We start from the raw sequence: 25,261 nt of genomic DNA on the forward strand, positions 1-25,261 counted from the left end.
GCTTGCCGCATTTGTGAAATCTTTGCAATGTCAAATCAGTACACAACGATTGGCGAACCGATGCATTCTGATAATCCAATTTTACGCGGCGCCATATTGATTGTTATCTGCATGTTAATCCTAGGCGTGATTGATAATTTCGTGAAATTCATCGCACAGGATGTCGGGTTGTGGCAATTTCAGGCGATGAAATGTGCGTTGATCGCATTGGGCACATGGATTGCGGCGTGGCGTATGAATATCCCCTTGCGCCCCTTGCGACCATTGAATGTATTCGTGCGATCCGCGCTGTATGCGGTCGCGATGTTGCTATATTTTGGGGCCTTGGGAACAGTACCTGTTTCGATCGCGGCGGCGGGGCTGTTCCTTGCGCCCATTTTTGTTGTGATTTTGAGCGTGGTTTTGTTTAAATCTCGCATTGGCCCGTATCGTATTTTTGCGATACTGCTCGGATTTGCGGGGGTATTGGTGATCTTGCGCCCCTTTGGACAGCACCTTGATCCAATGGCGATTTTACCTGTTGCGGGGGCATTATTTTATGCGCTCGCCATGATGTTTACGGGGCGTTTTTGTGCTCAAGAACAATCGATGTCCTTGCTCTTTTGGTACTTCTTAACACTTGGAACCTGTGGGGTTATTGGCATGACCGTCATCCACGGTTTTGATATTGGACAAATGGGCGAGCTCAGTTTTTTGAACCGACCGTTTGCCTGGCCAACATTGGCGGTTCTAGGTTGGATTTTGATCCAATCAATCGGGTCGGGTTATGCGATTTTGTTGCAAACCCGCGCCTATCAAATTGCAGATGCATCAATCGTGAGCGTGTTTGAATACAGCCTGTTGGTATTCGCAGGATTTTGGGGCTGGTTGTTGTGGGGTGAAACCCTGATCATGTGGGATATGATTGGGATGGCGATGATTGCATTCGCGGGGATCTGTATTGCCTTTCGCAACAAAGATTGATTATGCCTTTTCAGGTGGGAATGCAGGTTTCATCAAATCATAGGGATGTTTCCAACCCGGGGTTGTCGCAATGCGATCCAGCCACGCATCGATTTCCGGCCAATCCGCACGGTTAAATCCGAATTCTTCTGGATAATACAGGTATCCACAACAGGATATATCGGCGACAGAAATGTCATCCCCTACGATCCATTTACGCCCGACCAAATGGTTGTTTAGTGTCTTATAGGCGCCTTGCAATCGCGCTTGCAAAAATGAGATTGTTTCTGTTGGGCGCTTATCTTTGGGCAAAAAATTCATCAAAAAACGGGTCACACCCGCTTGTGAAGACAATTTGTGATTATCAAACAAAACCCAGCGCCAAATTTCGCGCCGCTCTTGTGGTGTTGCCCCGCCGAGCTTTCCGCTCTGCTCGATAATATAGTCTTGGATTACACCCGATTGCGTCAGGGTTGTATCACCGTGAACCATAACGGGGACTTCGCCCATTTCGTTGATTTGCTGAAATGCATCGCCGCGTGCTTCTCCGTTGAAAAAATCAACGAAAATGGGTTCCCAATCGCTGCCCGTTAATTCGAGCGTGAGCGCAGCCTTATATGCGTTTCCAGATTCACCAAAACAATACAGTTGATATTCAGCCATGACAGGTCCCCTTGCATTTGAACGCATGGTTGCACATTGTCAGAAATGGTCAAGGAAAATGGGTGGAACGCCGCGAGTATTTGCACCTTCGCGCGGGTCCCACCCCGTTGCACCCATTTAGGCGGCTTGTTTCAGCACCGCACAGTTTTTCAAGTCGCGTAGTCCCGTATCAAGTTCATGCCGCAGACTTTCAATCGCACGATTTAATTCCGTTTGTTGTTTTTCCAAGGCAGAAAGCTGTTTTTGGGCAAGCTCTGCAATGGCAGCTAATTTATGATATTCAAGGTTATCGCTGTTATAAATTTCGAGCAGCTGAGATATTTCTTCGAGTGAAAAGCCATAAAATTTGGCGCGTAGTATTAATTTCAACTTTGCGCGGTCCGTATTCGAATACAAACGTCGCGAACCATCGCGCAGCGGGTTTAACAAACCTTTGCTTTCATAAAAACGCAAAGCTCTTGCCGTTACTTCATAGCGTTCGCACATTTCACGAATTGTCAAAATTGGATAAGCCATCAATCACCCCGTGGTTGTTGTGATTGTCATGTGGATACGCTTGGATATATTTTCAATATGTACCAGTCAGGTCAACTGATCTGACATTGCGTCACGAAATATGGCTGTTTTTTGCGCAAATTGCCTTGGATTAGCTTTTATCGAGGCTTTCATTGGCGACTTTAATCAAATCTTGCAGCTCTGCAATCGCCTCTTCCAGCTCTTTTTTGCGGTTGCGCAGATCCTTCATGCGGACCTTGCTACGCTCTAGCAATGCTTCCATTTGAACCTTTTGTGATGGGTCTTGGTCATAAAGTTCAAGCCACTGGCGCACTTCTTCCAAAGAAAACCCAAACCGACGGCCGCGCATGATCAATTTCATCCGCGCACGTTCCTTGGCCCCATAAAGACGGGTCCGCCCCTGTTTTTCGGGTGACAACAATTCGATGTATTCGTAATAACGAAGCGTGCGCGGCGTAACTTCAAATTCTTCACACATTTCTTTAAGTGTTTTAATACTTTGCGGCATTTTGGTTCCCAGTTAGGTTATGCGATTTTACGGTAATTTTTGCATTTTTCAAGCGATACAATGAACCAGTGCATGGAAATTGGTCAGTTTTTTGTAAATGAAAGAAAGAATATGGTTGCCACCCGTTCCACACCATTGACGCATAAACGCGTTTTAACCATCGCGCTTCCAATTGTGTTGTCCAACGCAACTGTCCCGATATTGGGCGCGGTTGATACGGGTGTTGTTGGGCAAATGGGGTTGGCAGCACCAATTGGCGCTGTTGGAATCGGGGCAATTGTCCTGACGGCAATTTATTGGATATTTGGTTTTTTGCGCATGGGCACCACTGGATTGACCGCGCAGGCGATTGGTGCGGATGATGACGGCGAGGTCAGCGCGATGTTAACGCGCGCGATGATCATCGGTGTTGGCGCAGGTCTGGTGTTCGTGATTTTACAGGCGCCGCTGTTTTGGTTGGCGTTCAAGGCCGCCCCCGCCTCGCCAGAGGTTGAAAACCTCGCGCGGCAATATTTGCACATCCGTATTTTCAGCGCACCGGCCGCGATTGCATTGTTTGGCATCACAGGTTGGTTAATCGCAAAGGAACAAACCCGTTCTGTTTTGGTGCTTCAACTATGGATGAACGGATTGAATATTATTTTGGATTTGCTGTTCGTCTTGGAATTCAATTGGGGTGTTCAGGGTGTTGCCTTTGCGACATTCATTGCCGAATGGTCTGGTTTGGCGCTTGGCCTATGGCTCGCGCGCGCTGGGTTTTATGGCGGGTATTGGCGCGACAAAGCGCGGATATTTGATCGTGCGAAAATGGCGCGTATGGCTGCGGTTAATGGTGATATTATGATCCGCTCGATCTTGCTCGAAATCGCATTTGTTAGTTTTTTGTTCATGGGGTCGTCATTTGATGATGTCACCTTGGCGGCAAATCAGGTGTTGTTACAGTTTCTCAATATCATCGCCTACGCGCTTGATGGGTTCGCGTTTAGCGCCGAGGCACTGGTTGGGAACGCGCTTGGCGCACGTGATCGTGGGCGATTGCGTCGTGCGGTCTATTTAACCAGTATTTGGGGGCTGCTTATTTGCATTGTGCTCAGCATCGCATTTTTGCTGGGTGGTGAATATTTGATCGCGCTTATGGCAAAATCAGAACCCGTTCAAATCGCCGCGCAGCATTATTTGCCATGGATGGTGATCGCGCCGATGATTGGGGTGGGGGCATGGATGCTGGATGGGGTATTCATTGGCGCCACACGTACGGCGGATATGCGTAACATGATGTTGATATCATTTGCGTTTTACGTAGTTTCGGTTCTGATCTTGCTGCCCATTTATGGCAATCATGGGCTTTGGGCGAGCTTGATGGTGCTTAACATTATGCGCACGATCACACTTGCGTGGAAATATCCAGCACTCGAAGCATCCGCAGATGCTGCGTAACTAAAGGATATCCAAAACGTTTTCGGGCGGGCGTCCAATCGCGGCCTTGCCATTGGCGATCACAATGGGGCGTTCGATCAAAATCGGATTTTCCACCATCGCTTTGATCAACACATCATCGGCATCTGTTTTTGACAGACCCAATTCTTTGAACAATCGCTCGCCCGTGCGTACCAATTCAATTGCGGAAATATCCAACAGGCGCAACACATCGGCGATTTGATCCGCCGTTGGGATCTGTTTGGTATAGGGAAAAATTTTCACCGGAACACGTTGCGAGTCGATCAATGCCAATGTTTGGCGTGATTTTGAACAGCGCGGGTTATGCCAAATTGTTGCGCTCATAGATAGGCTCCGATATCCGTGCCAACCGCATCTGCGACATTGGCGTAATTTTTTTCTTTTAGCACCTGATCCAACCCGTGGGCAATTTCATTCGCCAGTGAAAACCCGTGATACACTAATGCAGTATAAAGTTGTACCGCCGATGCACCCGCCTGAATTTTCGCCATAGCCTGCGCTGCTGACGATACACCACCAACCCCGATCAAGGGAATAGCGCCATCTGTTTCATGTGCTAATTGCGCCAAAACCCGCGTAGATTTTTCAAATAATGGCGCGCCAGATAATCCGCCGCCTTCGTGCGCGTGCTCGCTTTGTAATCCATCGCGATCCAGCGTGGTGTTGGTGGCAATAATCGCATCAATGCGGTTGTGTTTTGCCACTTGGGCAATTTGTGCGATTTCTTCACCGTTCAAATCAGGCGCGATTTTCAAAAATATCGGAATGGGGCGTGCCAAATTTTCGCGGGTTTCCATAACGCCCGCTAACAATGCGTTCAACGCACGTTCACCTTGCAAATCGCGCAGCTTCTCCGTGTTGGGCGATGACACATTCACAGTGGCAAAATCAACATACGGCCCGCAGTGTTCCAATACCTTGACGTAATCAATTGCGCGATGGCTGCTTGATTTATTCGCGCCAAGGTTAATACCAACCACCCCATGATTGGGGCGCGCGGCCAAACGGGTTGCGATTGTTTGCATACCCTCGTTGTTAAACCCAAATCGATTGATTGACGCGCGATCTTCACGCAGACGAAATAGGCGTGGTTTCGCGTTACCAGGTTGTGCGATGGGTGTTGCAGCACCCACTTCGATAAATCCAAAACCTGTTTTCAACAGCGGCGCAATGACTTCGGCGTTCTTGTCAAAACCTGCGGCCAATCCGATGGGATTTGGCAAATCCAGCCCTGCAATATTGGTTAGCAGGCGATCGCTGCTGTGCACGCCTTGCGACGGTGCCAGCCCCATTTTTAACGCTTTGATCGCGATGCCATGTCCCAGTTCAGGATCAAGTTGATAAAGAGCAGCAAGCCCCAGTTTTTCAATCAGTTTCATTGCATTTCTTCTGGAAAGACATGGCCGTTATCGGACAATCGCAACGGTTTGACCCAGATCGCATCGGCGAGTGTTAGGGGCGCGTAAAGATGTGGAAACAATTGATCGCCGCGCGATTTTTCCCATTTCAATTTTTCACCCAATTGATCGCTGTCATAGGCCAATAACAACAACTCTTCTTCGCCAGCAAAATGTTTGGCTGCGGTTTCGCTGGCCTGTGGTGCCGTTGAAAAATGAATGTAGCCATCGCTGATATCAATCGGTGCGCCGTTGCTGCGCCCATTTGATTGTAAATCAGCCCATTCAGGCGTGCGAAGAATTTTGTAGATTAACATGAAATACAGATGCAGGGCAGGGCGGCGTTGGTCAAGCCCTAGCTTGCGAATACGGTTTCAAAATCGGCAAAACCTTTGGCTTCGATGGGGTTTCCCGACGGATCGCGGAAAAACATGATGCGTTGTTCGCCTGTTTGACCTTCGAACCGCACCTGTGGTGGGATTTCGAATGCGACTTGCGCCGTTTGTAATCGTGCGGACAAGGCCAGCCAATCGGCAAGCGGCAATACAATTCCCAAATGTGGCATTGGCACCATATGATCCCCCACATGCCCGGTGTTTTCTGTTGCAAACGGTGCGCCCAGATGCAGCGAAATTTGATGCCCAAAGAAATCAAAATCGACCCAAGTGTCGGTGCTACGCCCCTCGGCACAGCCCAGAACATCGCTGTAAAACCGGCGCGCGGCTTCCAGATCTGTCACGTTATATGCAAGGTGGAACAATGATTTCATGGGCCGAGAATACCGCAGTTTGCGCATGGAGCAAGCGTGTTTTTTTAATCGGTGTATGATTCAATAGACCAAACAGCGGAAATTGCATAAGCTGAGTTAAATTGAACTTAACTTGGTTTTCACATGTCTCGAAACCCATATGGCTTGCCATCGCTGAAAATGCTCAAAAGTTTTGAGTGCGCCGCGCGGTGTGGTTCGATCAAAGATGCCGCCGCCGAATTATTCGTCACACCCGGCGCCGTCAGCCATCAGGTGAAAGCATTGGAGCAAGAATTGGGTGTTCAGCTATTCATCCGAAGCCACCGCGCGGTTGAACTCACCCCAGAAGGATGGGTGCTAAAGGATGCTTTATCGCGTGGGTTTTTCGATATTTCGCGCGCGATTAAATCGATTCAATCGCGTGTTGACCCTAACAGTGTCACAATCGGTGCCACGACCGCCGTATCGTCACTATGGCTGACGCCGCGGATCAGCAGATTTTGGCGTGACCATGGTGAAATTACCATCAATCAACATGTGCGCGATCGACCATTCGTTCGCCCAGTTTTACTCGATTTGGTCATAGAATATCGAATATCAGCACCCGATGAACCCCACGATGTGCTGTTCGATGATGTGTTGATACCGCTTTGCGCCCCCGATTTTGATCGCTCTGGTGCGTCAGAATTGGGTGATATCGCAGCATTGCCGTTGATCCATCTGGATGCCAAAGAAACCAATTGGACCAGTTGGCAAAACTGGTTTGATGCATTGAATTACAACGGAGAACTGTCCACGCGCCATCGTGTGAATAATTATACCATCGCGTTGCAGTTGGCCAAGGATGGACAAGGGGTTGTGTTGGGCTGGCAACGTTTAGTGGCGCCATTGTTGGATGCTGGTGAATTGATCGTGCTTGGCCGTTATCGCAGCGCCGCACCGGGACGGTTTTACTTGATCCACGCCGGTATCGAAAATAATGCGCAAACGGCCTTGGTGCGTCAGTGGCTTATAAATGATATTGATTGAATTAATTTCAGCTATTTCATGTAAAAAACTCGTTTGTGAGGATTTAGAATGACGCGCTAAATGGGTGATATCACCTGATTGCAAAGGATACACCCATGACCGTTTCGGATTTGTCCGCTGTAAAAAAACCCGTGAACCTTGCACGCGGGCTGCCAAATGAACATTACATTAACCAAACCGTATTCGAAGAAGAGCGCGACGCGGTCTTGTTTGCGAATTGGTCTGCCATCGGGTTTGGCAAAGATGTTCCAAACGAGGGCGACACAAATCCAGTCGATTTTCTGGAGATGCCACTGTTAATTGTGCGCGATCATTCGGGGAATGTGCGCGTGTATCAAAACACCTGTCGGCATCGTGGTATGATTTTGATTTCGGAAAAATCCAACATTCGCGGCACGATACGCTGTCCGTATCATTCGTGGTGTTATGCGCTTGATGGGCGCTTGCGTTCCACGCCACATGTGGGCGGGCCGGGGCAGAACTTGCACGAAAATATTAAACGTGACGAATTGGGTTTGATCGAAATTCCATCATATGTGTATATGGATGTGGTTTTTGTGAATATATCTGGTGATGCACAGCCGTTTGAAATTGCCAATGCCGCTATGCTGGAGCGCTGGCGTGAATTTGACAAACCGATTTATAGCGCAGGCGACGATAGCTGTTTTAACCTCACCGTGAATAGCAATTGGAAATTGGCCGTCGAAAATTATTGCGAGAGCTATCATTTGCCGTGGGTTCACCCCGGTTTGAACGTGGTTTCAAAGCTAGAAGACCACTATCATCTGGAAGAGCGTCAAAAATTCTCGGGGCAAGGCTCGGTTGTCTATACACAGTTGAAAGATGAAACTGGGCGTTGTTTCCAAGATTTCAATGATCTGTCGGCGAAATGGGATACTGGATCGGAATATATTTCGTTTTTCCCAAACGTTCTGTTTGGCGTTCATCGCGATCATACCTATGCGATCATACTGGAACCGATCAGCCTTGAACGTACCGTTGAACATGTGTCGATTTATTACGCACAACCCGAATGTATCGAGGATGAATATGCCGATCTGCGCGCCACAAATGCGACGTTCTGGCAAGAGGTGTTCGAAGAAGACATCTTTGTCGTCGAAGGGATGCAGAAAGGACGCCACGGACGGTTTTTCGATGGTGGTAAATTCGCACCTGCAATGGATGGCCCCACGCATTTGTTCCACGAATGGGTGGCGACACAGGTCGATAATCATCGCGAAAATCGAGCCTAGGCGTGGTTGATCTTGTGGCGTTGAACACTGAACTATTGGCCGCACATGCCACCAAAGATGGTGCAAAAATTGCGCATATTTATAAACAAGCAGGCGATGATGCGTTGGATGCAGGCAAGATTGATACGGCCTGTTTTTATTTTACCCATGCCTATGTTTTTGCGCTGGAATCCAATTGTGCAGAGCTTGACGATATTCATACGATTTTAAAAAAATACGGAAGAGAAGAATAATGCGTACACATGCACAGGCGGTGGTGATTGGCGGTGGTTTGGTTGGATGCTCCATTCTGTATCATTTGGCGAAATTGGGTTGGACCGACGTGGTTTTGTTGGAACGCGATGAGCTCACATCTGGGTCGACATGGCACGCGGCGGCCAATCTGCATGGGCTGCATGACAATAATAATATATCCAAGCTGCAATATTACACGATGAATCTGTATAAAGAGCTGGAACTGGAAACAGGTCAGGGATGTGGCGTTTTTCAACCGGGCTCGCTCTATCTGGCGCAAACCGAACAACGCGAACATCAGTTGCGTATTCAGGCCGCCAAGGCGCGATACTTCAACGCGGATTTTTACGAACTGTCCATTGATGAAGCGCGGCAAAAAAATCCACTGGTGAATTTTGATGGTGTGCGGTGTGTGATGTTCGAACCGGATGGTGGCAATGTCGATCCAAGCGGTGTTACCCAAGCATATGCCACGGGTGCGCGCAATATGGGTGCTGAAATTCATCGGTTCACCCCCGTAACCGCCACGACGCAACGTGGTGATGGGACATGGGATGTGGAAACGCCCAAGGGTTCGATACACACGCCGTGGGTTGTGAATGTTGCGGGGTTATGGGGGCGCGAGGTCGCCGCAATGGCGGGGATCAATTTGCCATTACAACCAACGGAACACCAATATTTGGTCACCGAAACCATCCCAGAAATCGCCGCCATGTCGTGCCGATTGCCATCGGTCGCAGATCGCGATGGTGAATATTACATGCGCCAAGAGGGCAACGGATTGCTGATCGGCGCATACGAAAAAGATATGCGATTCTGGGCCGAAAATGGTACGCCCGCGGGATTTGGTCATGAATTATTTGCCGATGATTTGGATAGGATCATGGATAATATCATGCGCGCAATGGATCGCGTGCCCGCCGCCGCCGAGGTGGGGGTAAAACGTGTGATCAACGGCCCGATGATTTGGTCACCTGACAGCGCCGCGCTCTATGGTCCCGTGCCTGAGAAAAAGGGATATTTTTGTTGCAACGGCATTATCCCAGGGTTTAGCCAATCGGGTGGTTTGGGCTTGATGACCGCGCAATGGATTGTCGAGGGCGAGCCAGAATTTGACATGTTCCCATGGGATGTCGCGCGTTTTGGTAGTTGGGCGGACAAGGGTTTCACGCGTGCGCGGGTTGCCGATCAATATGCCAACCGTTTCAAGATTCATTTCCCCTACGAGGAACGCGCAGCGGGCCGCCCGATGCGAATGCGACCAGTTTACGAAAAACAAAAATCACTGGGTGCTGTGTTTGGGTTGAATTATGGCTGGGAACACCCGCTTTGGTTTGCGGGGGCGGGTGTTGATGGGCGCGAAGATTACGGATTTGATCGCCAGGATTGGTTTGAACCTGTGGGTGATGAATGTCGCGCCTTGCGCAATGGCGTTGGCGTGATTGATATTTCTAATTTTGCTAAATACGAAATACAAGGCGCAGGCGCGCGTGATTGGTTGAACCGTATCGTGGCCAATAATGTGCCAACCCAAATCGGGCGATCTTGCCTGACACCACTGATCGGAGTACGCGGTGGGATTGCGGGTGATTTCACCATTACGATGTTGGGGAATGATCATTTTTGGATGGTTGGCTCGGGTATGGCAGAACGTTACCACCAAAGATATTTCAATGAAATACCGCGCCCCAATGGTGTTACATTCAATAGCCGCACAGATGATTATTGTGGGTTTAACATTGCAGGGCCTAAATCACGCGAACTGTTGTCGCGATTGACCCAAGAAAACTTGTCCAATGACGATTGGAAATTTATGCGCTCGCGCCAAATTTCCATTGCGGGGTTGGATGCGATTGCCATTCGCGTGTCATTCACGGGTGATCTGGGTTGGGAGCTTTACGTTAAAACCGAGGATCAACTCGCGCTTTATACTGCGCTGTTGGATACGGGCGTTGATCTGGGTGTGCGCCCTGTGGGGGGGCGTGCCTTGGGCAGTTTGCGTATTGAAAAAGGGTACGGTTCATGGGGGCGCGAATACAGCCCCGAATACTGGCCCCAAGAAGTTGGGCTTGATCGGTTAATCAAAATGGACAAACCAGAGTTTTTGGGCAAATCGGCCTATGCCGCATTGGCACAAAAACCAGCCCGTGAAAAACTGGTGATGTTGGATGTAGCCGTGACAAATGCCGATGCATCGGGGGGCGAGCCCGTGTTTTTACCCGATGGTACACCCGTTGGTCGGGTTAGTTCGGGTGCTTATGGCTATACCGTTGAAAAATCGCTCGCGCTTTGTTTTATCAAAGCTGAACATGTGGTTTCTAGTGCACAATTTGACGTTGCGATTTTGGGACAGCCACATCGTGCAGCACTGTTGGATGAACCATCGTTTGACCCATCAGGGGAAAAACTGCGAAGTTGATGCGCGCGCCAAGGGGAGCAAAAGCGCGCGCCTATTATTGCAACCTGCAACAATAGTATTCGATTAAGAATGCCAGAAACGTTTCTGGCATTCTTGTCCCGCTTGCGCGGATGTGATGCCGATATCTGCAAGCTGTTCAGGTGACATATTGCGCAACACCTTTCGTCCCTTGGCACGGTCATTCCAAACGACAATCACATGTGCAATATTGATCGCCAGTGTCGCAAGCGCAGGAAGCGTTGTGCGTGTTGCCAGATCATGTGCGAAATATGCGGTCTTGGTTTGTGAATGTGCCATTGTCCTAACTTTCCTATTGTATCAATACAATTTGTATTGTATCTGTATTTATAGATACAAAGATTTGCATTGTATGGCTAGGAAAACATTGTAATGGATACAATTTGGGCGCCAAGGGCGCTTTCAACGGACCGTCCAAAATATAAATCACTGTTGAATGCGTTGCAAAATGACATCGACATGGGCGAACTAAACCCGGGTGATAAGTTGCCACCAGTGCGGGATTTGGCATGGAAGCTTGGCGTAACGCCAGGGACCGTTGCGCGGGCCTATCAAGAGGGTATCAAATCAGGTGTGCTTACTGCCCAAGTTGGGCGCGGCACTTTCGTTTCTGAACCCGCCCCTTCACAGGGTGCTGAACATTACATGCAATCAACGATGGACGATATATATCCGTTGCCAGTGAACGGGCAGGTCAACCTGCGCAACACCAACACCACGAATGTAGGACAGAGCGCTGCAATACGCCGTGCAATGATCAAGGTGGCGGAGACGAAGGCCGATCAGTACATTTTTTATCCCGATCAACAATATGTATCGGATATCTATGAACCGCTGTGTGATTGGATGAAATATGCGGGCGTATATACCAGACCAGACAGATTAATTGTCACCAACGGTGGCCAAAATGCGGTATCGTTGGCGGTGGCGACGATACTCAATATGGAAACGGGCGCTATTGCGATTGATGCGCTAACTTATCCTGGTATTCGTTTTGCAGTTCAAGCACAGCGCGGGAAATTGGTTGGCATTGAAACCGATGCTGATGGCATCATTCCAGATGCTTTGGCGCGCGCTTGTCGCAAAAATCAGATCAAGGCGCTGTTTACTTCGGCCAATGTGCTGAACCCGACCACGGGTAAAATGCCACTCGAACGGCGATTGCAAATCGCAGAAATTGCTCGCAAATACGATGTGCAAATTGTCGAAGATGATTGTTGGGGCATTGGCGCAAATGATGTGCCAAGTTTTTCGCAAATCTGCCCCGAACGCGGCTGGTATTTGTCGTCAATTTCAAAATCAATTTCATCAGGCGTGCGGTTTGGATACTTGTTATGCCCCGATGCGTATTTCGATCATGCGAAACGCTTGATGCAGAGTTATAGCTTTGGTGTGTCTCGTGCTGTTGTCGATATCGTGCGCGAATTGTTTGTGTCTGGTGATGCTGCTGCCGTACGGGGTGCGGTTTTGAATTTGGTGCAAAAAAATGTGCAGCAAACGGTAAATATTCTGGGGCAGTGGGGTATTTCGTGGCGCAAAGATGTGCCGTTTATCTGGCTATCTTTGCCGTCTGGGTGGCGTGGGTCATCCTTTGCGGCGGCGTGCGAGCGGGAAAATATTATTGTGCGCGCAGCAGATGAATTTGCGCTGCAAAATATGCCTGTCCCAAACGGTGTGCGCATTGCTGTGAACAGCAATCTGCCAATGCAAACCTATTGTGATGCATTGGGGGTGGTAAATGAATTGCTGGCAAACCCACCTGTCAGCATGGGCAGCTAACTACGATTTATGCAGCGCTGCGTATTCCGCGGGTGAAATACAGGTGGTTGCCGCGCGCGCTTGGGGATTGTTAAGATCGGTTAGTTCTGGAAACAATTCCAACAACTCATCATGGCCGCATTTTTCAAGCGTATTTAACGCTTGTTTCCCGGGTAAAAAGCTCTCGCTTGGTTGTCCGTTGGACATGATAATTTGATGTTCATCACACATAAAATGGAAATATTCGACGCCCTGATCAGCGGGTTCCAGTGTAATTGTCGTATCGTTTATCAATGCCTTTGCAGGTACCAAATATCCATCCGTCCCCAGATGCGTTTGCGCGCGCCAATCGCGCAAATAAATGCGGTGTTGTTGGGATACAATCAAATCCTGTTTTGGGCGTCCATCACCCAATGCATCTTTGCGAATACGCACAGGGCGCAGGCGCGGTTTTAACGCCATTTCCGTGGGCGTGATTTTACGTGAATTGATCCAAGTGATTTCACAGGCGTCGCCATCAATGTTGATAACCGATTGCCCCTTTTTCAAATCTTGCACCAGACGCCCACCATTTGGTGTTTTAATCCGTGTATCCTGTGCAAAACAAATCGTTTCATACGGAACAGATTGCCCGTCATCCCCCGCGACAAAATTATATGTTTGCCCGGGTGTCAGCGGTTCACTGGTGATAATCATTGAGTTATCACCGCTGTTACTTGTGCCAGTTCCAAATCGGATAATATAAAATGTGATGGGCGGAACATCGTCGGTCGTAAGCGTGTATTCCAATTCGATCGACGCCCCAACATTATAGGTGGTGCCGTTCAACGTAACCGCTTGTGCCAATTCTTGCAGGTTGCCCGTTTCCAGATATGCATCTTCCAGATCAAGATCGTCATCTTCGACGATCACATCAATGCTACTACCGTCACCATTATATGTGGTGGATGTACCGATACCATTATCTGGTGTGGTAGTGTTATCTGTGGCGATCGTGCCCGTAAAGTCAGACAGATCGTACCCTGTGATCGTATATGTTGCCATCGTTATGCACCGTTGAAGTTAATCGTTCTTCTGCAATGAATACATAGAGAATAAATTAACAAATTACGAGCTTTACGCCGCGTTTTGAGTTCTTTTTGATGGAAAATCGCCGAAATCGATAAGTTTTAATGAAAAAACCGCCAAAATCGAAAAAATCGACTTTGGCGGAAAATCTAATTTTTATTGTTTGATTACGCCAAATCGGGGGCGATGGCTTCCTTGGCTAAGCCCAATTTTACGGTTTCAAAGGCATCAACACTGGTTTGTTTTTGACCCAAACGGCGTACGGATACGCTACCTTGTTCAACCTCTTTCATGCCAACGGCAAGGATCACTGGAACCTTGGCCAATGAATGTTCACGCACTTTGTAATTGATTTTTTCGTTACGCACATCGGTTTCGGCGCGCACACCTGAGGCGCGCAAGTCATCTACCACCTTTTGAGCGTAATCATTTGCATCTGATACAATGGATGCAACCACCACCTGACGCGGTGCCAACCAGAATGGCAATTTACCTGCATGGCTTTCGATTAAAATACCGATGAAACGTTCAAAGCTGCCAAGTGTGGCGCGGTGCAACATTACTGGGCGATGTTTTGCACCATCTTGCCCAATATATGATGCATCCAGTCGTTCAGGCAGAACAAAATCAACCTGATGTGTGCCGCATTGCCAATCACGCCCAATGGCATCCGTTAAAACAAATTCCAATTTGGGGCCGTAAAACGCGCCCTCACCAGGGTTCATTTCAGGTTCAATCCCTGCAGCGCGAGTGGCGGACAACAACGCCTGTTCTGCTTTGTCCCAAACCTCGTCCGAACCTGAACGGGTTTCTGGGCGATCGGAAAACTTCACTCGGAAATTTTCAAAGCCAAGATCGCGGTAAATTTCAGACAGAAATTCGATGTAAACTTTGGTTTCTTCTTCGATCTGATCTTCGCTACAGAAAATATGCCCGTCATCCTGTGTAAACCCACGCACGCGCATAATACCATGCAGCGCACCCGATGGTTCGTATCGGTTACATGACCCAAATTCGGCCATGCGCAACGGTAAATCGCGATATGATTTCAAACCTTGGTTGAAAATTTGAACGTGACAAGGACAGTTCATTGGCTTCAACGCATTCACGGCCTTTTCGCGGGCGTGATCTTCGTCGACTTCGACAATAAACATATTCTCTTGGTATTTTTCCCAGTGGCCGGATGCTTCCCACAGTTTACGATCAACAACTTGGGGAGTGTTTACCTCTACATATCCGCCAGCGGTTTGTTTGCGGCGCATGTAATCTTGCAAGGTGGTGTAAATACGCCAGCCATTTGGGTGCCAGAACACTTGGCCGGGGGCTTCTTCTTGCATATGGAATAAATCCATTTCGCGGCCCAATTTGCGATGGTCACGCAATGCGGCCTGTTCCAGCATATGCAAATGCGCCTTTAGGTCATTTTTGTTTTTAAACGCCACGCCATAGATGCGTTGCAACATCGCATTGTTGGAATCCCCACGCCAATAGGCACCCGCAACTGACATCAATTTGAAACTGTCACCGGGGATTTGTGCGGTATGTACCAAATGCGGGCCACGGCATAGATCCTGCCAATCGCCATGCCAATACATGCGCAAATCTTCGCCCTCTGGGATCATATTGACCAGCTCAACTTTGTAGGGTTCGTTGTTATCTTCGTAAAACTTGATCGCACGCGCGCGATCCCAAGTTTCGGTGCGCACCATGTCCTTTTTGTTGATGATTTCGCGCATCTTTTTTTCGATGGTGGCCAAATCTTCGGGGGTGAATGGCTCCGCGCGATCGAAATCGTAATACCAACCGTTGTTGATAACAGGGCCGATTGTGACCTTCACATCAGGCCATAATTCTTGCACTGCGCGGGCCATAACATGGGCGCAATCGTGGCGGATCAATTCCAACGCTTGCGCATCGTCTTGCATGGTGTGAATGGCGAATTCTGCGTCTGATTCAATCACGCGTGATAAATCGCGATGTTCACCGTTGACAGAACAGCTAATCGCCTTTTTCGCCAAAGATGTGGAAATATCCTTGGCCACATCCATGCCGGTTACACCAGCGGGGTAGTTGCGTGAATTGCCATCGGGAAGGGTAATAGAAATCTCTGACATCTGGTCAGGTCCTTTCGTTTTAGCGCCTACGAAACGCTCGGTTGAAGTTTTGTGGTGTTTTGGCACATGCGGTTGATTTGTCAAGTGGGATGGGAATTGATTGCGCTTAAAAAGGTGCTGATTTAACCTTAGGCAAATCAATAAATAATCGAGGCGAAATGATGCAAGAAACACAGTTTTTAATAACGTCTACAGGGCGCAAGATTGCCTATCACAAAACCGACGGGGCCGGGCCGGCGGTGGTGTTCTTGGGTGGTTTTAAATCCGACATGGGCGGAACCAAGGCGGTTTATTTGGAAGAATGGGCACGTAAAAACGGGCGCGCATTTTTGCGCTTTGATTATTCAGGACATGGTGAATCCAGTGGTGAATTTACCGATGGCTGTATTGGTGAATGGGCGGCGGATGCGATGGAAACCATTGCAAGCCTCACGACAGGGCCGCAAATTCTGGTTGGCTCATCCATGGGCGGATGGATTTCGTTGCTGGTTGCCAAACATATGCACGAACAAGTGGCCGGCCTAGTGGGCATCGCTGCCGCACCTGATTTCACCCAAGATAGCATGTGGGCGGGCATGGATGATGCACAACGCGCGGATTTGGAAACAAATGGTGTGATTTATCTGCCATCGGATTATGGCGAACCTTATGCGATTACGAAAAAGCTGATCACAGATGGGCGCGATCAATTGGTGTTGCGCGATGCGCTTAACCTGCCATTTCCTGTGCGTTTGTTGCATGGCACGGCGGACGAAGACGTTTCGATGGACGTGGCGTTACGCTTGCTTGAACATGCAAATGGCGATGATATTCGCCTACAATTCATCAAGGGCGCCGATCATCGGTTTTCTGATGACACATGTTTACGTCTGATCCACAAATCAATTCATTCGATCACGGCGGCTATTTCTGGGGAGGAATAACAATGTATCGATTCATCATGCGCACCTTTGGTGTGGTTTTGCTGTTGGTGTTAGCACTGGCGGCCATTTTGGTTTTTGGACCACGCGACAACGTGGATTTGGCACAAATCGTAAACCCAGCGGGTGGTGTGACGGCCAGCGACGCCGATGCATATCTTGCCGCACAAGAATCCGCATTTAGCGACATCAAACCAAACCAGCAAAAACAGATTATCTGGGCAGGCGCGGCAAGTGTAAAAACCGAAACCGCGATTGTATATCTGCACGGGTTTTCGGCGAGTGCGACGGAAATTCGTCCTGTGCCAGATATGGTGGCAAAAGAGTTGGGGGCGAACCTCTATTTCGCGCGTCTGCCCGGGCATGGTCGTACGGGCGCGGCGATGGGTGATGTGGTGGTGCAAGATTGGATTAATGAATTAGCCGAAGCCATGTCTATTGCGCGCGCGATTGGTGAACGTGTGGTGATTATGAGCACATCAACAGGTGGCACATTGGCCGCGGCGGCATTGTCGGATGCCCAATTTCAGGATCAATTGGCAGGGATTATTTTTGTATCCCCAAATTTCGCAGTGCACAGCGCAGCGGCCGGTCTGGCCAATCTGCCGTTTTTTCGCCAATGGGGGCCAATAGTGGCAGGTGAAACCCGATCATTTGAGGCACGAAAGCCGGGGCAGGCGGAAAATTGGACAACGTCGTATCCGCTTAAATCGGTGGTGCCGATGATGCGTTTGATCGATTTTGTCGGTGATCAAGATTATGCGAAAACGACAATTCCTGCGCTGTTTTACTTTTCAGATGACGATGCAGTTGTGAACGCGGCTGTCGCGCGCAAGCTTAGCGAAAAATGGGGGGGCGCGGTGCAAGTCATTAATCCAACATTAAACGCGGATGATGATGAATATAACCATGTGATCGCAGGCGATATCTTAAGCCCGAGTCAGAATGAACCCGCCACAGCCGCGATGGTAAAGTGGATTTCGGGGTTAAAATAAAATCCCGAATATCACCAAGGCAAGGCCAATCGCAGATAAGAAAAACGCACCAAGGTTGATGGCAACCAACCCCTGTAGGTGTTTTGTCAGTTCTTCACCCGTAAGGCCAAGTTTTTTCGCCTTGTAAGCCTTTGCGATGCAATAGGTCAGGCCAGCAAGCCCGATCAGGGTCAGTGCGATGCCTGCAATTGTAAGTGCGCTCATGTGAATTCTCCTTTGGGCGTCAGTTAGCGAAAACTGTGCCTTGGGGCAAGGTTGCTCTTGCCCCGCTGGTTACGGCTCGGTAATCACGGGGCGAGTTTGATACATAGGTGATAACATGAACGATGATTTAGGAAATAGTTACCGCGTGGCCGCAGATGAGTTGCGCGCATTTGTAGAACGTGTCGAGCGTTTGGACGCTGAGAAAAAAGACATCGCAGATCAGCAAAAAGAAGTGATGGCAGAGGCGAAATCGCGTGGATATGACACCAAAGCATTGCGCCAGTTAATTGCGCTGCGCAAAAAAGACCCCGCCGAGCGTTCAGAAGAAGAAGCCGTGTTGGAAATGTACAAAGAGGCATTGGGCCTATAGGCGCCAAGTTACAAAATAGTGCACGCCCAACGGGCGTGCGCGAGATGTTTAGATTTTGGATATTTTGAACATTTGGAGATGTGTTAGGTCACGATTTGTCGGCGAAGTGCCTGAACGTTTTCCATACGCTCGATAAAATACCAGTCATCATCATACGCATATTGCATTTCTTTGATTTGATCCGCATTCCAAAACGGATCGTCTGGTTTTGACGCATCGTTTGGATATTTCTCCAAGAATGCTTCGCGGACTTTTTTGAAATCTCCGCGTGCTTTGGGTGCGTGCTTTTGCAGGTATTTATACATCAGATGGCTGCCATAAAGGGACAGTCCTGCGTTATTTGGTGTCGATGTGCCCACCAGATCCTGTGGGTTTTCAACGCCCGTAATTGCCCCCAATGCTTGTCGCCAGATATAGGGATAATCTTCGATACGCCAAATGATTGGTTTGACGCCGTAGGTTTGCGTGGTTTCATCGAAAAAAGGTGTTGTGAGGCGTTCGAGACAATTTGACCAGCGGATTACATCCAGTTTGACATCGCTGACGTAGTCTTCAAATGGTACGACATGGGCATTGATCAACGCCTGTCCATAACATGAGGCAAGAAACGCAGACGGTTCACGAACCGACATGGCAAGGTTGATTTTGTCGTGGTCAATCACGCTCGCAAGTGAACGCGCGAAATTTTTGATGCGGGGAAATATCAATCCAGCACCGACAGGGCGGGTGATGTTGCCGGATAGCAGCGGATCAAAATACAGCAATGTTTTTGCATCGCGTCCCTGTGCGAGGGTCGATAACAATTTGTCTTGTATTTGGGCGCGATCAATTCCGTGTTCAGCGCTTTTGGTTGCATCTGAAAATGCGGCGTTGAAATCGTCCCTTTGAACCAAAAATATACCTTGGTCGTTTAACATTGCTTCATTTGCGCGCGCCATGGCAAACAAATGCTGACCGCCCGTGCGAAATGCGCCAAGATAAATATTTAGTTGCACAAATTTTCCCATCAACACAAAGCAGTTGCAATTCTGGACACTGAATTAGCTTTGGTTTAAGCGCGGATCAATGACTGATTTAACAAACATGCGTAAACGATCCAATAAAAATAGGCTACCTGATGTGTGGTCTGTTTCAGCGTTTGTGATTGCTGCACTAGTTTTGTTGCCAATTTGCGCCGTTGTTGGGCTCGCTTTTTTTCCGAGCGAGAACATTTGGCCGCATTTGATGGCAACGGTTTTGCCACGGTATTTCATGAACAGCTTTGTCATGATGATGAGTGTTGCGTTGATATCGGGCACTGTTGGCGTGGCCTGTGCATGGCTTGTTGTGATGAAAGATTTCCCCGCAAAACGGGTGTTGGAGTGGGCGCTGTTGTTGCCGCTGGCGATCCCCGCGTATATTGGCGCATATGCATTTGTTGATTTCTGGGAATATGCGGGGCCGTTTCAAACCTTCTTGCGCGACATATTTGGTTGGTCCAGCGCGCGCGATTATTGGTTTCCGGAGGTGCGCTCGCGAATGGTTGCGATCGTCATTATCGCATCATCACTCTACCCTTATGTATATCTATTGGCGCGTGCCGCATATCGCGAACAATCCAACAACGCGATTGAAGTTTCACGCGCCCTTGGGTGCGGCCCATGGGCCAGTTTTTTTCGGGTCGGTTTACCACTTGCACGCCCTGCGATTGTGGCGGGAACCGTGGTTGTTATGATGGAAACATTGAATGATTTTGGCACAGTCGAATATTTCGCGGTACAAACACTGACCACCGGTATTTTTAGTGCATGGCTCGAAGGATCAAATGTTGGTGCAGCCGCACAAATTGCCTGTGTTGTTTTTGTTTTGATCTTGGGTTTGTTATTGTTGGAACGGTTTAGCCGGCGCAATATTCGCGTTTATCAAGGTGCGAACAACAACAAGAAACCGTCCCCTGTCGCACTGACTGGCACCGCGCGATATTTAGCATTAATAACCTGTACTGTGCCCGTTTTGATCGGTTTCCTGATGCCATTCTTGATCATTCTGAATCATGCAATCGGTAATTTCGAACAGTGGCACGATCCTCAAGTTTTGGCGGCTGTGCTAACCACGCTTTGGGTTGCGGGCATGGCGGCGTTGATAACGGTGATCGGTGCCACGATTTTGATCTATGGCATCAGGTTATCGCGCGCCGCATTGCCGCGATTGTTGTTACCGGCGACCTCCATTGGTTATGTGGCACCTGGGGCGGTTTTGGGGCTGGGTACCTTGATTGTTATGGCGCGGTTCGATCACTGGCTTGCAGATAGTTTGGAAACGCTGTTTGGCATTGACGTTGGGTTGCTGATTACGGGAACTTCTGGTGCCGTTATTTTCGCCTATTGCGTACGCTTCTTTACGCTTGCATATGGCAGTATCGATGCAGGTTTCGGCCGCGTGTCACCCAATCTTGGCATGGCGGCGCGCTCCTTGGGCTATGGGCCAGCGGCGGTGCTGCGTTATGTTCACGCGCCGTTGCTCAGAACGAGCGTTTTGACAGCAATATTGTTGGTCTTCGTTGACAGTGTGAAGGAGCTACCAGCAACACTATTGTTGCGTCCATTTGGTTTCAATACATTGGCGACGCATGTCTATGATTTTGCCTCACTAGAAGATATCAAAGGTGCAGCCGTCGCTGCGTTGCTGATTATATTGGTAAGCACAGTTGCGGTTTTCATCCTTGCCAAAGCGAGCAAAGGCCAAAATTGAAAAAACGCGAAAAAAGTGCAAAATTCCTCTTGCATCTTTCTCGTAAATCCCCCAAATACCCGCGCAGTGCCCCTATAGCTCAGCTGGTAGAGCAACTGATTTGTAATCAGTAGGTCCGCGGTTCGAGTCCGTGTGGGGGCACCACTTTAAATGTTAAAAATCATATCGTTAGGGGTACTCTTACGCTCTCTCTGCCGCTGCGGCGGAGCCATTTTGCAATTACTTTTGCAATTGGGTATCCACCGAAATGAGTTGCGCCCACGCTCGGTCACTTAATCTAGTTCTTACTCCAAACGTGCAGCTTTGGTGGAATCGCGATATCTTTTTTCGCAGTTCACGCAACGATCGTCTCCGGGTTGTCTGAGTGTGCCAGAACAGCGCCTACAGGGTCTATCTCGCGCTTCGTATGATGATTGACCCTTCGCCCAAGCTTCAGCTCTAGCAATGTTCGATGAAGGAACACCGAGGTCGCCGCGATTGTACGCGTGCCAAACAGCAATGTTGGATAGACCAAGCAGTTCGCCGATTTGGCGGCACTCATAGGTTTAGCGCAGATGTCCATTGTTGTCGCGATACAAAGACCTTGCAAGATCAAGCGCAGAAGGAAATTCTCTCAGGTCAGCCATCGTTTTATGTCGCTTGTTTTCTTTGGTCATAAGATGCCCTCGATCTATTAGGAGGCCTACAATGGGCGGATGCGCAGCCCACCATTGGCAAATTTGAAGTCGCCCGATGCAAATAGACAAGCAACTTCTCGCAAGTATCTAATGTTTCTAAGCTCGATGCAATTCTTGGCGTTCTGCGGCTTCGCAATCATGATGCATGTCAGTGACCCGAATGGCGTATGCGTGTCATTTCTAGCATCCATTCTTGACCCACTTAATCGCCTAGTCTGAGGGGAAAGACCAGTTATCGGTTGAGAGACGGTAGGTTTTGGGATATTGGCTTCTCAACACTATAAATGATCGGTATGCTGATGTCAGCAAGTGGTCTTTAGTGAGATACACATCGATTATTCAGTCGATGGTTTGCTGACATTAAACAGAGGGTTGAGCAGCCACACTGCTCAGACGAGGGCTCTATTGACACAGATCCACAAAGCTAGAAACAAGAATTCACCCGGCCAAACCGGCACAGATGAATCAGCTGCTACAAGTAGGAATCTTGAACAGATCCTGAAAGAAGTTGACTCCAAATTCACTTTTGAAAAACGCGACGATCTTGCCAAGTTAGTTAATTGGTCATCGACCAAAGATGCTCCACTGCACCGTTGGATTCGATACAGGGAAGCATACTCCCCCTCATTGATTGATGCGCTAGGGCTTGATGGGCGAATTCTGGACCCGTTCTGCGGATGTGGCTCAATGTTGATTGGCGCTGCGGCGCGTGGTCGGTTGTCGACTGGAATTGATCTCAATCCACTGGCTACATTTGCCGCCAGAGTGAAAAGCTCCCCGTTATCGAAGCGCGAAATTCGAGATATAAAGAGCTTTAACAAAAGCCTGCCGCAGGTTTTACCTATTGATGTTGAGCTCTGGCTCCCAGAGTTTTCGGTCGCACACAAAATGTTCGAGCCAGTCATTTTGCATACTCTACTGCGAATACGGAGCGCAGTTGCGACATGTAGTATGAGTGAGCGGGCGCGTGACTTTCTACATTTATGCTGGATCGCAATCCTTGAAGAGGTTGGGAACTACTACAAAGAGGGTAACGGCATCAAATATCGCAACGTTCAGCGCCGACCGGGAAAATATGTGGCAAAAGAAGACGGTGTGTGGCAAAGAAAGCGCTTTGGAGAAGATCAAGAGGCCTTTGTATTGAATGCATTCGTTCGGCATTTGGGGGTAATGCTGGCAGACACTGACCTCTGGCATCCGAATTGGTGTGAACCAGAGATAATACGAGGCAGTTCGCTTAATATGCCCAGTTTGACCGAATCTAAATTTGATTCAATTGTGTTTTCACCGCCATATGCCAATAGGTTTGATTATTTTGAGTCGATGAAGGTTGAGCTTTGGTTTGGTGGGTTCGTAAAGGAGAAAACTGATCTGCAAGAACTTCGAAAATCGTCACTAAGATCACATCTATCGTCTGACCTTGCAAGAGATCAGGAAGAGTTTGAAACGCTTGAACAGCTGATTGAACTCATGGATCGCTCCGCAAGTAGTTGGCGAATGGGTGTTCCAAATCTTCTTCGAGGCTACTTCTCTGATATTGTAGAAGTATTGCGTCATTGCCGCGACAAACTTGACTCTGGGGCTTGCTATGTTGTGGTCGGAAATTCCGCTTTCGGCGGTATGATTGTTCCGTCCGATACTTTAACTGCGGAAGCTGGGTTAAGGGCAGGCTTTAGAGAGGCTGATATTTGGGTCACACGTCATTTGACAGTAGCTCCACAACAACGCGCATCTTTGGCGGGGCTTGAAGGCTTTATGCGTGAATCAGTAGTTGTTTTGAGGCCTTAGTGTAATGGAAGGTTCTGTTTTACCCGATCAAGCCTATGATGAAATACCCGACGTGAGGGAAATCCAATTTGGTCGTCTTATCGCTATTAGCCTGAGTACAGTTACCAACGGATATACGCATGGCGTGCACCGGTACCCTGCGAAGTTTATCCCACAAATTCCAAGATGGGCGATCCGTCAATATAGCAAAGAAGGTGATCGTATTCTGGACCCGTTCTCTGGGTCGGGCACGACAATGGTAGAGGCTATTGCTGAAGGGCGAGAGGGAACCGGAAGCGACTTAGATCATTTGGCTTGTTTAATCGGAAATGCAAAGACGGCTCAGCTTGATCCGACACGACTCCAGGAGTTGGCTCGGGAGGTGCTGAGCCGCTCAATGACAGTTCCGCAAGAATTAAGAGTGCCGATGGAAGGCGTCAAAAACTTTGGTCATTGGTTTACAGATGATGCATGGGCCGCACTCCAAGCAATTGATACTGCGATTGATTCTGTTAAAATGTCAGACAAAGAACGAACGTTTTTTTTAGCTTCGTTTAGCTCGATTATCCGAGCAGTTAGCAACGCCGACGATCAGAGCCAGAAGACCTATGTATCTGGAACATTGATAAAGTCCCCTCCACCTGTTTTTCCAACATTTCAAGTGAAGTTGCGCAAGAATATAGCTGCTAGCACAGCGCTTGAGGGCATCCGAAAGTCCAATACAGTTGACATTGTTCGCGCCTCCGCAACTAGGATGCCCATAGAGAATGAAATGGTTGACTTGATTGTGACCAGTCCACCGTATCTGGATTCAGTGGATTACATGTACAATACGATGTTGGAGTACTTCTGGCTGGGTAGGCGCTTTGGCTTGTCGTCTCGTGATGATTATAACCTTGCTCGTGTGAGTGGGATCGGAAGTAAAAAATCCAAGAAATATCACTCAACCATGCCCAGTGCTTTAACCGATATGATAGATCTCAATCTAATACCGGATTACCGGCGATCTTCGATTGCGCCCTATTTTGAAGGTATGGAAAAGCACTTTATTGAAGCGGCCCGAGTTCTCAAACCGGGCGGTCGTTACGTGCTAATTATCGGGAATAGTAGCACCCAAAACGGAATGTTGCCTTTGCACGATGCTCTTGTTGCCTTAGCTGCTTCAGCAGGGCTAAACATTGAGCATGCCTTTGGTTATCGTATCAGACGACACTATATGAAGTTCCCTAGAATGGGGCGTGGCGGCATAATCTTGATGGATTGGGTCATAACGCTGCGCAAGGGTGACGCTGTTGTAGGTATTCCCCAGACACTTCCTTTCGTAGATGAAAAACTGCCTGATAGCGCAGTTGCAAATTGAGAATTCTGAGACTTTCGGCAGCTTGAAACTTAGGTCTATTCTCATGGACAATCTATAAGGGCGCTGCTAAGGTCGAGCTAAGAATTTTGCCATTTTATGGTCACTAACTATGT

Annotated in this window: 26 protein-coding genes and 1 tRNA gene; 14 read left to right on the top strand and 13 right to left on the bottom strand. The window is 48.7% G+C overall.

All coding sequences use genetic code 11. From position 1 onward, the window contains the following. Positions 1-27 precede the first annotated feature (27 nt). Positions 28-963 (top strand): DMT family transporter, encoded by a 936-nt coding sequence (locus IE094_RS04635; protein WP_189639358.1) that lies wholly within the window; start codon positions 28-30, stop codon positions 961-963. Here IE094_RS04635 and IE094_RS04640 read toward each other — a convergent pair whose 3' ends face one another. The 3 genes from IE094_RS04640 to IE094_RS04650 all read right to left on the bottom strand — a co-directional run bounded on the left by IE094_RS04640 (position 964) and on the right by IE094_RS04650 (position 2,629). Further along, the gene (locus IE094_RS04640) at positions 964-1,605 is read right to left on the bottom strand and encodes a glutathione S-transferase family protein (protein ID WP_189639359.1); all 642 of its coding nucleotides are present in this window, start codon (positions 1,603-1,605) and stop codon (positions 964-966) included. A gap of 117 nt (positions 1,606-1,722) precedes the next feature. Then, complete coding sequence (locus tag IE094_RS04645) at positions 1,723-2,121, bottom strand: MerR family transcriptional regulator (protein WP_189639360.1); 399 nt, start codon at positions 2,119-2,121, stop codon at positions 1,723-1,725. 130 nt (positions 2,122-2,251) lie between these two features. After that, positions 2,252-2,629: a MerR family transcriptional regulator gene (locus tag IE094_RS04650; protein ID WP_189639361.1), complete on the bottom strand. Its 378-nt coding sequence runs from the start codon at positions 2,627-2,629 to the stop codon at positions 2,252-2,254. 111 nt (positions 2,630-2,740) lie between these two features. Between IE094_RS04650 and IE094_RS04655 the strand changes: the two genes are divergently transcribed. Continuing rightward, positions 2,741-4,066, top strand: coding sequence for an MATE family efflux transporter (locus IE094_RS04655; protein ID WP_189639362.1), 1,326 nt, complete (start codon positions 2,741-2,743; stop codon positions 4,064-4,066). Here IE094_RS04655 and arsC read toward each other — a convergent pair whose 3' ends face one another. From arsC to IE094_RS04675, 4 genes are read right to left on the bottom strand one after another with little or no spacing between them, the layout of a single operon-like run. Beyond that, positions 4,067-4,411, bottom strand: coding sequence for an arsenate reductase (glutaredoxin) (arsC, locus tag IE094_RS04660; RefSeq protein ID WP_189639363.1), 345 nt, complete (start codon positions 4,409-4,411; stop codon positions 4,067-4,069). It abuts the gene before it with no gap. Next, the gene (locus IE094_RS04665; protein ID WP_189639364.1) at positions 4,408-5,466 is read right to left on the bottom strand and encodes a quinone-dependent dihydroorotate dehydrogenase; all 1,059 of its coding nucleotides are present in this window, start codon (positions 5,464-5,466) and stop codon (positions 4,408-4,410) included. Before IE094_RS04665 ends, arsC begins: the two co-directional genes overlap by 4 nt. Next, on the bottom strand, positions 5,463-5,801 hold the full coding sequence (locus IE094_RS04670) for a DUF952 domain-containing protein (protein ID WP_189639365.1): 339 nt from the start codon (positions 5,799-5,801) through the stop codon (positions 5,463-5,465). The genes IE094_RS04665 and IE094_RS04670 overlap by 4 nt, the downstream gene beginning before the upstream one ends. 38 nt (positions 5,802-5,839) lie before the next feature. Then, positions 5,840-6,253 (bottom strand): VOC family protein, encoded by a 414-nt coding sequence (locus IE094_RS04675; protein WP_189639366.1) that lies wholly within the window; start codon positions 6,251-6,253, stop codon positions 5,840-5,842. Positions 6,254-6,376: 123 nt separating this feature from the next. Between IE094_RS04675 and IE094_RS04680 the strand changes: the two genes are divergently transcribed. The 4 genes from IE094_RS04680 to IE094_RS04695 all read left to right on the top strand — a co-directional run bounded on the left by IE094_RS04680 (position 6,377) and on the right by IE094_RS04695 (position 11,167). After that, positions 6,377-7,261 (top strand): LysR family transcriptional regulator, encoded by an 885-nt coding sequence (locus IE094_RS04680; RefSeq protein WP_189639367.1) that lies wholly within the window; start codon positions 6,377-6,379, stop codon positions 7,259-7,261. A gap of 95 nt (positions 7,262-7,356) precedes the next feature. Next, entirely contained in the window at positions 7,357-8,514 is a 1,158-nt protein-coding gene (locus IE094_RS04685) for an aromatic ring-hydroxylating oxygenase subunit alpha (RefSeq protein WP_189639368.1), read from the top strand. Between the two features lie 2 nt (positions 8,515-8,516). After that, positions 8,517-8,747, top strand: coding sequence for a hypothetical protein (locus IE094_RS04690; protein WP_189639369.1), 231 nt, complete (start codon positions 8,517-8,519; stop codon positions 8,745-8,747). Next, positions 8,747-11,167 (top strand): GcvT family protein, encoded by a 2,421-nt coding sequence (locus IE094_RS04695; RefSeq protein WP_189639370.1) that lies wholly within the window; start codon positions 8,747-8,749, stop codon positions 11,165-11,167. The genes IE094_RS04690 and IE094_RS04695 overlap by 1 nt, the downstream gene beginning before the upstream one ends. Before the next feature lie 63 nt (positions 11,168-11,230). Here the strand turns inward: IE094_RS04695 and IE094_RS04700 are convergent, their stop codons facing one another. Further along, positions 11,231-11,464, bottom strand: coding sequence for a DUF1127 domain-containing protein (locus tag IE094_RS04700; protein WP_189639371.1), 234 nt, complete (start codon positions 11,462-11,464; stop codon positions 11,231-11,233). A gap of 93 nt (positions 11,465-11,557) precedes the next feature. Here IE094_RS04700 and IE094_RS04705 point away from each other — a divergent pair, with 93 nt between their 5' ends. Next, a complete protein-coding gene (locus tag IE094_RS04705) occupies positions 11,558-12,964 on the top strand; it encodes an aminotransferase-like domain-containing protein (RefSeq protein ID WP_189639372.1) in 1,407 nt (468 codons plus the stop codon). On the opposite strand, the gene IE094_RS04710 is transcribed toward IE094_RS04705, so the two are convergent. Together IE094_RS04710 and thrS are read right to left on the bottom strand one after the other, a co-directional pair. Then, positions 12,965-13,987: a Hint domain-containing protein gene (locus IE094_RS04710; RefSeq protein ID WP_189639373.1), complete on the bottom strand. Its 1,023-nt coding sequence runs from the start codon at positions 13,985-13,987 to the stop codon at positions 12,965-12,967. 191 nt (positions 13,988-14,178) lie between these two features. Then, on the bottom strand, positions 14,179-16,125 hold the full coding sequence (gene thrS / locus IE094_RS04715) for a threonine--tRNA ligase (protein WP_189639374.1): 1,947 nt from the start codon (positions 16,123-16,125) through the stop codon (positions 14,179-14,181). 161 nt (positions 16,126-16,286) lie between these two features. On the opposite strand from thrS, the gene IE094_RS04720 reads away from it, so the two are divergent. Both IE094_RS04720 and IE094_RS04725 read left to right on the top strand, forming a co-directional pair. Continuing rightward, complete coding sequence (locus IE094_RS04720; protein ID WP_189639459.1) at positions 16,287-17,048, top strand: alpha/beta hydrolase; 762 nt, start codon at positions 16,287-16,289, stop codon at positions 17,046-17,048. Positions 17,049-17,050: 2 nt separating this feature from the next. Next, positions 17,051-18,040, top strand: coding sequence for an alpha/beta hydrolase (locus IE094_RS04725; RefSeq protein WP_189639375.1), 990 nt, complete (start codon positions 17,051-17,053; stop codon positions 18,038-18,040). Here the strand turns inward: IE094_RS04725 and IE094_RS04730 are convergent. After that, positions 18,032-18,244 (bottom strand): hypothetical protein, encoded by a 213-nt coding sequence (locus IE094_RS04730; protein WP_189639376.1) that lies wholly within the window; start codon positions 18,242-18,244, stop codon positions 18,032-18,034. The genes IE094_RS04725 and IE094_RS04730 overlap by 9 nt on opposite strands. Positions 18,245-18,359: 115 nt before the next feature. On the opposite strand from IE094_RS04730, the gene IE094_RS04735 reads away from it, so the two are divergent. Further along, entirely contained in the window at positions 18,360-18,614 is a 255-nt protein-coding gene (locus tag IE094_RS04735) for a DUF2312 domain-containing protein (protein WP_189639377.1), read from the top strand. Between the two features lie 83 nt (positions 18,615-18,697). Here IE094_RS04735 and IE094_RS04740 read toward each other — a convergent pair whose 3' ends face one another. After that, positions 18,698-19,621, bottom strand: coding sequence for a hypothetical protein (locus IE094_RS04740; RefSeq protein ID WP_229802035.1), 924 nt, complete (start codon positions 19,619-19,621; stop codon positions 18,698-18,700). A gap of 33 nt (positions 19,622-19,654) precedes the next feature. After that, a complete protein-coding gene (locus IE094_RS15515) occupies positions 19,655-19,882 on the bottom strand; it encodes a hypothetical protein (RefSeq protein ID WP_229802038.1) in 228 nt (75 codons plus the stop codon). Here IE094_RS15515 and IE094_RS04745 point away from each other — a divergent pair. From IE094_RS04745 to IE094_RS04760, 4 genes are all read left to right on the top strand, one after another. Continuing rightward, positions 19,866-21,344, top strand: a complete 1,479-nt coding sequence (locus tag IE094_RS04745) for an ABC transporter permease (protein ID WP_229802039.1) — start codon at positions 19,866-19,868, stop codon at positions 21,342-21,344. The genes IE094_RS15515 and IE094_RS04745 overlap by 17 nt on opposite strands. 68 nt (positions 21,345-21,412) lie before the next feature. Continuing rightward, a tRNA-Thr gene (locus IE094_RS04750) sits at positions 21,413-21,488 on the top strand. Between the two features lie 938 nt (positions 21,489-22,426). Beyond that, a complete protein-coding gene (locus IE094_RS04755) occupies positions 22,427-23,809 on the top strand; it encodes a TRM11 family methyltransferase (protein ID WP_189639380.1) in 1,383 nt (460 codons plus the stop codon). Positions 23,810-23,813: 4 nt separating this feature from the next. Further along, entirely contained in the window at positions 23,814-25,148 is a 1,335-nt protein-coding gene (locus IE094_RS04760; RefSeq protein WP_189639381.1) for a DNA methyltransferase, read from the top strand. The last annotated feature ends 113 nt before the right edge of the window (positions 25,149-25,261 follow it).

Source organism: Paramylibacter ulvae (assembly GCF_014652655.1).
Classification (GTDB): domain Bacteria; phylum Pseudomonadota; class Alphaproteobacteria; order Rhodobacterales; family Rhodobacteraceae; genus Amylibacter; species Amylibacter ulvae.